At 39.6% G+C, this 5,236-nt stretch carries 8 protein-coding genes and 2 pseudogenes; 7 read left to right on the forward strand and 3 right to left on the reverse strand.

Features of this window, described 5'->3' with window-relative positions; all coding sequences use genetic code 11:
- Positions 1 to 237: pseudogene (locus ACFIO3_RS08460) on the forward strand (hypothetical protein); the annotation flags it as partial.
- 56 nt (positions 238 to 293) lie between these two features.
- Here the strand turns inward: ACFIO3_RS08460 and ACFIO3_RS08465 are convergent.
- The gene (locus tag ACFIO3_RS08465; RefSeq protein WP_375639655.1) at positions 294 to 1,157 is read right to left on the reverse strand and encodes a hypothetical protein; all 864 of its coding nucleotides are present in this window, start codon (positions 1,155 to 1,157) and stop codon (positions 294 to 296) included.
- Between the two features lie 376 nt (positions 1,158 to 1,533).
- On the opposite strand from ACFIO3_RS08465, the gene ACFIO3_RS08470 reads away from it, so the two are divergent.
- Together ACFIO3_RS08470 and ACFIO3_RS08475 are read left to right on the forward strand one after the other, a co-directional pair.
- A complete protein-coding gene (locus ACFIO3_RS08470) occupies positions 1,534 to 2,280 on the forward strand; it encodes an antA/AntB antirepressor family protein (RefSeq protein WP_375639654.1) in 747 nt (248 codons plus the stop codon).
- Positions 2,277 to 2,555: a hypothetical protein gene (locus ACFIO3_RS08475; protein WP_375704312.1), complete on the forward strand. Its 279-nt coding sequence runs from the start codon at positions 2,277 to 2,279 to the stop codon at positions 2,553 to 2,555. The genes ACFIO3_RS08470 and ACFIO3_RS08475 overlap by 4 nt, the downstream gene beginning before the upstream one ends.
- 41 nt (positions 2,556 to 2,596) lie before the next feature.
- On the opposite strand, the gene ACFIO3_RS08480 is transcribed toward ACFIO3_RS08475, so the two are convergent.
- Together ACFIO3_RS08480 and ACFIO3_RS08485 are read right to left on the reverse strand one after the other, a co-directional pair.
- On the reverse strand, positions 2,597 to 2,893 hold the full coding sequence (locus ACFIO3_RS08480; protein WP_120100579.1) for a HigA family addiction module antitoxin: 297 nt from the start codon (positions 2,891 to 2,893) through the stop codon (positions 2,597 to 2,599).
- Between the two features lie 16 nt (positions 2,894 to 2,909).
- The gene (locus ACFIO3_RS08485) at positions 2,910 to 3,224 is read right to left on the reverse strand and encodes a type II toxin-antitoxin system RelE/ParE family toxin (protein ID WP_375607148.1); all 315 of its coding nucleotides are present in this window, start codon (positions 3,222 to 3,224) and stop codon (positions 2,910 to 2,912) included.
- Between the two features lie 52 nt (positions 3,225 to 3,276).
- On the opposite strand from ACFIO3_RS08485, the gene ACFIO3_RS08490 reads away from it, so the two are divergent.
- The 4 genes and pseudogenes from ACFIO3_RS08490 to ACFIO3_RS08505 all read left to right on the forward strand — a co-directional run.
- Positions 3,277 to 3,819: a hypothetical protein gene (locus tag ACFIO3_RS08490; protein ID WP_375614669.1), complete on the forward strand. Its 543-nt coding sequence runs from the start codon at positions 3,277 to 3,279 to the stop codon at positions 3,817 to 3,819.
- A complete protein-coding gene (locus tag ACFIO3_RS08495; protein ID WP_375607147.1) occupies positions 3,800 to 4,489 on the forward strand; it encodes a phage baseplate assembly protein V in 690 nt (229 codons plus the stop codon). The genes ACFIO3_RS08490 and ACFIO3_RS08495 overlap by 20 nt, the downstream gene beginning before the upstream one ends.
- Positions 4,486 to 4,827, forward strand: coding sequence for a GPW/gp25 family protein (locus tag ACFIO3_RS08500; RefSeq protein WP_375607146.1), 342 nt, complete (start codon positions 4,486 to 4,488; stop codon positions 4,825 to 4,827). The genes ACFIO3_RS08495 and ACFIO3_RS08500 overlap by 4 nt, the downstream gene beginning before the upstream one ends.
- A pseudogene (locus ACFIO3_RS08505) lies at positions 4,824 to 5,236 on the forward strand (baseplate assembly protein); the annotation flags it as partial. The gene ACFIO3_RS08500 and the pseudogene ACFIO3_RS08505, both read left to right, overlap by 4 nt.

Below are 5,236 nucleotides of genomic sequence, written 5' to 3' on the forward strand. Positions count from 1 at the left end.
ACCATTAAACATTCGGAATCGGACGCCGGTGGCAGAATCTCTACCACAATTGCAAGAAAGGAACTTGATCTTTGTATCAATGATATCGGGGGAATACCACCAAAACCTCAAGATAGTATTGTGATCATCTCTCCTGAAAACAACAAAGCCCCCTCTTCTCAAGAGCACTTCGTGGTCACAGATGTCCAAGCCTCTGAATCCGGTATGTACAAACTTATCTTGCGAGAACAGAAATAATAAGGCATCTTTTTAGCGACACAGTAAATATCATGTGGATATATTATAAAAACATCTCAAAATTCATTAGATTTTTCAAGGGTCCGAACTACTGCAACAAACCTAGGAGTTGCAGCAAATTCGTAATTCCAAGGTACGCCAGAGCGGCGATAGACTTGACAGCCCTCATATGTAATTTTTACTAATTTAATTTGTTTCCAAGTAGTTCTCTCATTCTTTTCAGGACTTTCAAATACAATGGCTTGATCTGTTACCAAAAGGCGTCCACGTGCTATAACTACCATTTGTTCTATATTCTTTATCTTGCGCCTGACAACGAAATTGGCATACTCTTGAACTCCTAATAATTTTTCATTGTGCGCTAAACAATAGTCATATTGATGAGCATCAAGTGCTGGCAACATTTCAGCAACATATGAAAAATCAGAAGAAGGACGGATATGAGGGAACAGTATTGAACGTTGCACTGTAACTTGTTGTTCAAAATGTTTTTTGCGTCTGTATAGCCAATAATTATATAAAGCGGAACCTGCAGAAAAAGTGAGGATTATTAACAACCCCCATCCCCAAAAACCTAATCCTTCATTTTCATCTGATTTATTGTCTTGAGTGTGCGTGATTTGCTTATCAGTATTCTCAACTGGTGCCTGAGCCATGCTTTCATCTTGAGTAGCAACATCTATTGACGAAGTCGAAGAGAGGGTAACAACTTCATTATTATGTACAACTTGATCTGGTTTGTCTTTCTGTACAGCAACACCCACTATTGGAGCACCGACAAATAATAGAGCACCAACACCAAGAGTCTTCAAACCCATTTTTCGACATTTTTTTCTACATACGAAAACGATCCCAGTGATAATAATTGGTAAAGATAACAACCATACAATCATCGCAATTATATCAAGTACGTCGCGCATTATTTCCCCTCCGCTATAAATAAAAAAAGAGGAAATTTAAAGTGAGTCTATAAATAAAGTAAAGATGTGCCTATATAATTTAGAAAAATGTAATATTATCTATTGACATCATCATAAGGATATGAATAATCGAATCAGGTGCCTAACGAACACCTTAAACCAATAGCGGATAGATTGCCGATACAGTCTTTTCTCCGCACATTAAAGACTTTGACTCATTGTATGCTACGTGCATATAATAATGTTGTCGGGTGTGGTTACACTATACAATACCCTAACGGGGAAAGTGTGACGACGGACTATTGGCCGTGTTTGTTAGCACCCGGCACTCTATTTAGAGCGTCATTAACAAACATCTAACCAATAGGAGTTCATAATGAACAATCTTATAGAAATATCAGAACAGGTTATTGATCAGGAAACTGTTCAAACTGTTAATGCGCGTGATTTACATGCGTTTTTAGAGATAAAAGCCCGCTTTAATGATTGGATTAAAAATCGCATTAAAGAATGTAAGTTTCAGGAAAATATAAACTTTATAACGCTTACTAAAAATTTAGTAAACGGTGGAAAGGTAAAAGAATACCACATTACCTTAGACATGGCTAAACACCTTTCCATGATCGAACGTAATGATAAAGGACATGAAGCACGTCAATACTTTATCAAATGTGAACGGCTTTTAAAACAAGTAACCACACCACAGATAGCCGCTCCACAAGTTGATTATTCCAAACCCGAAGCATTACTTGGTGTCCTGAATCATCTACAAAGTCAAATCGAGCAAAAGGATAACACCATTGCCAAATTGACTCCAAAAGCAGAGGCTTTGGAAGGTTTAAAACGCTCTGATGGTTTGTTTGGTTTAATTGAAGCCGCGAAGATGTTGGAGGTGCGACCAAAAGATTTAACGGATTACTTACGTAAACATGATTGGGTGTATCGACGGGCTCCAGGGGCTCCTCTGTTACCTTATCAGGATAAAATCAAGAAAGGCTTTATGGACTGCCCTGCTATTACCATTCAAAGACCGGATGGTACAGAAAAGGTGCTTCCTTCAACGAAAATCACATCTAGAGGATTGGCATGTTTAAGAGAACAAATCCATGGAGGTGTACAATGAAGATAGATACCAACTTCTTATGTGACTTATGGATGGCATTATCTCGATTTTCTAGACATGAAAATATGAGCGATAAAGATTGTACTGCTCTGGTTGACACTATGAGTGTAATAGAAAAAGCTTTGATTTCAAAACTTCAGGATGAACTACCCAATATTACAAAGATTTTAGCAATTCTTACAGATTTTGGAGATTCAGAGTTACCGCATAGCATGGATTCTTTGTTACGCGCTTATGAACCAAATTTCGAGAACCCCATTAGAAAGGTTGCTTAAGGTGAAACATTTCCTTCCCCACTTCAAAGGTGGGGAGGTGGTTAAATTGTACATTCAAATTTATTAATTTTGGCAAATTCATCTGCTTTTTCTGCTTGTAAAATATGAACATCATAAGCAGCTTGCATATTAAGCCAGAACTCAGCTGTCGTATCAAAAAAAGAAGCCAGTCTGAGAGCCGTATCAGGAGTTATTGGACTATTTTCCGCAACAATACGTTCTATCCTCGTGCGTGGAACATTCAATGCTTTTGCAAGAGCATAAGCAGACAAAGCATATTCTTTTAAATATTCCTCCCGTAAAATTTCTCCTGGATGTATTGCAATATAATTTTTCATCTCAACCTCCTATAGATCAATGATAATCTACAATTTCAACTTCATAGACGCCATTAGTACGCCATTCAAAACAAAGACGAAACTGGTTATTAATACGAATAGAATATTGACCTTTACGCTCTCCTTTCAATGCTTCTAAATGATTTCCTGGAGGACTGCGTAAATCTTTAAGATCAACTGCTTTATCGAGCATAAACAATTTTCTTTGTGCTATGCGTACCAATGTTGCAGGAAAACCTTTGGGCGTCTTGCCTTCTAAAAGATCTTTACACCGCTTATCCGCAAAAGATTCAATCACCAAATCACCTCTATTCGTTCTTTTACGTATCATAACATGATACCAGTTTTAAGAAAAGGATAAATATTGAATGACAGAAACATTGATACATCCCCGTGAGACGATAAGAGAAACATTTGTTGCGTTGATAAAGGCAGCAAAAACAGTAGCTGGTGATAATGTTTTCAATATGCGCGATTTCAATTTATTTATTGAAGCAATGCCAGCTATTAATATCTCAACGCAAAGTGAAATCATCGAAGATGGACATGATTTTGGCTTAAGGCGGCGTGTTTTAACAGTAGATGTTGAATGCTATGCAACATGTGAAGAGGGTGCACGCTTTGTTGACCAATTAGCATGGGAAGTTGAAGAGATTTTCCATGCCAACCCCAATCTTAACAACACCGTTGAGACATGCCGCCTGCAAAATATTGCTTTTGCCTTTGGTGATAATGGCGCTTTAGCACTCCACGGTGCAATTTTAACCTTTGACGTGACGCACATAACCAATATCCCCTGCCCTGATGAAGGAAATGCAACCGCAAGAGTTGTTAAACCCCTTGTCGGTTTTAAACCAGAAACAGGTGTGGGAAACGAAGACAAATACCATAAAATTGAAGGTGACTATGTTAGAGCGGCGCGATAAGGAGATCACCGATTTAAAGAGACGCGTAGCCAATATGGTTGTGGTGGGGAAAATTAGCCATGTCGACCATAAAAACGCACGCTATCGAGTAAAAACTGGAGGTCTTATCAGTGACTGGATTCCAGACACACAAGCCCGCGCCGGTAAAACACGCTCTTATGAAGGGCGCGATGTTGGAGAGCAAGTGATTGTTGTTTCATCATCAGGGGATTTATCGCAAGGGATGATTGTGGGTTCCATTCATACAGATGCTAATCAAGCAGCCGATAAGGGCAGCATTCACCGAACGATATACCCTGATGGAACCAGCCTTGAATATGATGATGAACAAAACACCTATGCCCTTAATATAAAATCGGGTGGAAAATTTATCCTAACAATCTCTGATGGCGTATCACTCAAAGGAGATGCTGGTAAGTTAGAGCTCAGCGCACCGGAGGGCATAAAAATCACTTCAGAACGTGATCTAAGTTTAAAGGCAAAGGGCGGCATCTCTTTGAAGGCTGGTGGTGACATTTCACTGAATTCGAATGATAGTCTCTCTCTTCATTCTGGAAATAATGTTTCCATTCATTCAAGTAGCTTAAAGCATAACGGCACCAATGTAGGAGCAACCCATGTTCATGGAGGTGTTTATTCTGGTGGCTCGATGACAGGAGGTCCCAATTGAACAGTGGAATGGACCGTACAACGGGAAAGTCCTTGGTTGGCATAGAGCATTTGCGGCAATCGATTATTGATATCTTATCAACACGCATTGGCACACGGGTGATGCGACGTGATTATGGTTCACGCGTTGCAGAACTCATTGATGCGCCAGTGAATAATGCTTTTGCCGTTGCCCTTTATGCCGCCGTTGCTGAGGCTTTAGACAAATGGGAACCACGTTTTAAAGTGAAAAAAATCGATTTTAAAAGGGGTGAGAATGGACACGTTTCTTTATCCTTTGAAGGCATTTATTTGCCATCGGGCAAGCCCATTACCATGGAAGGATTACTGATAAAATGAGTAAAGCGCTTGCAAAACCGGAAATTATTACAGAACTTTCTTTCGAGGAAATCCGCGCTGCGGCTCTTGCTCATTTAAAAAAACTTTTACCCGAATATACATTTTTGGAAAGTGATCCAGCCGTAAAAGTTATAGAGGCTTTTAGCTATCGAGAATTGCTTTTAAGACAGCGTATTAATGAGGCAGCACGCAACAACATTCTTGATTTTGCAATCGGTGAATCTCTTGATGCCTTGGGAACCTGGCATGGTATTGCCCGCATGGAAGGAGAAAGTGACGAGAGATATCGTGAACGCATACAGCTTCATGCCCGTGGAGGAAACGGAAGTGGAACAGAACCCTATTACAAGCTTATCGCCTTAACAGCCGATAGTCGAGTGAAAGATGCCATTATCTATCGTAAAGGCAA

It is taken from the genome of Bartonella sp. AD328YNZD (assembly GCF_042196425.1).

Excerpts from the sequence above, each read along its gene's own strand:
- ACFIO3_RS08480 (WP_120100579.1), bottom strand. The coding sequence starts at position 2,893 with ATGAAAAATTATATTGCAATACATCCAGGAGAAATTTTACGGGAGGAA.
- ACFIO3_RS08470 (WP_375639654.1), top strand. The coding sequence starts at position 1,534 with ATGAACAATCTTATAGAAATATCAGAACAGGTTATTGATCAGGAAACT.
- ACFIO3_RS08475 (WP_375704312.1), top strand. The coding sequence starts at position 2,277 with ATGAAGATAGATACCAACTTCTTATGTGACTTATGGATGGCATTATCT.
- ACFIO3_RS08495 (WP_375607147.1), top strand. The coding sequence starts at position 3,800 with ATGTTAGAGCGGCGCGATAAGGAGATCACCGATTTAAAGAGACGCGTA.
- ACFIO3_RS08485 (WP_375607148.1), bottom strand. The coding sequence starts at position 3,224 with ATGATACGTAAAAGAACGAATAGAGGTGATTTGGTGATTGAATCTTTT.
- ACFIO3_RS08465 (WP_375639655.1), bottom strand. The coding sequence starts at position 1,157 with ATGCGCGACGTACTTGATATAATTGCGATGATTGTATGGTTGTTATCT.